We start from the raw sequence: 843 nt of genomic DNA, 5'->3' as shown, positions 1-843 counted from the left end.
TCATTGTTTTGGGCTTAAACGTGATGCGTATTATAAATACAAATCTAGAGCTGATAAGCGTTTAAAACTAGAGCAACAAATTATAAAAATAGTCAGTAGAAAACGTAAATCCCTTCCTAGAGAAGGCGTACGTAAACTCATAAAATCATTAGATAACGAATTTACAAATGCTAACCTTAAAGTAGGTAGAGATACACTATTTAGTGTCCTTAGAAAACATAATATGCTAACACTTAAAAAGAAAACCAGTGCCAGAACTACTAACTCATATCATCGCTTTTATAAGTACAATAACCTGATAAAGGATATGGAAGTTACAAGATCAAACCAGGTCTGGGTCTCTGATATAACATACATCAGAACTGTAAAAGGGTTTTGCTACTTGGCTTTAATAACGGACATGCATTCTAGGAAAATTGTTGGTTATGATCTTAGTGATAGTTTGGAACTAAAAGGATGTGTAAGAGCACTAAATAAGGCCATATATCAGGCACAAAACATTAAACAGCTTATTCATCATTCAGACAGAGGTATACAGTATTGTAGCAATCAATACACGCAAATACTCAAAAGAAAAAAGATAGGTATCAGTATGACTGAAGAAAATCATTGTTACGAAAACGCCATCGCAGAACGTGTAAACGGTATCTTAAAAGACGAGTTTTATCTCGACCAAACCTTTGATAGCGTAGCACACGCGAAGAGAGCTGCAAAAAATGCAATTAATTTATACAACGAAATAAGATTACATTTATCTTTAGACTATAAAACACCTAATATGGTACACAAATTATCAGCGTAAAACCAATTTTAACCTGTAGCCGTATTTCAGGACTAGACATT

General features: G+C 33.5%; 1 protein-coding gene. It reads left to right on the top strand.

Translation table 11 applies throughout. The features are described from left to right. The coding region (locus tag ACFQ13_RS05930) for an IS3 family transposase (RefSeq protein WP_386115146.1) at positions 1–802 on the top strand (802 nt) is incomplete at its 5' end. Between the last annotated feature and the right edge of the window lie 41 nt (positions 803–843).

The sequence above is a fragment of the Winogradskyella rapida genome (assembly GCF_042675845.1).
Classification (GTDB): Bacteria; Bacteroidota; Bacteroidia; order Flavobacteriales; family Flavobacteriaceae; genus Winogradskyella; species Winogradskyella rapida.
Note: the sequence above shows the minus strand (reverse complement) of the source record. Positions and strands in the feature narration are given on the sequence as shown.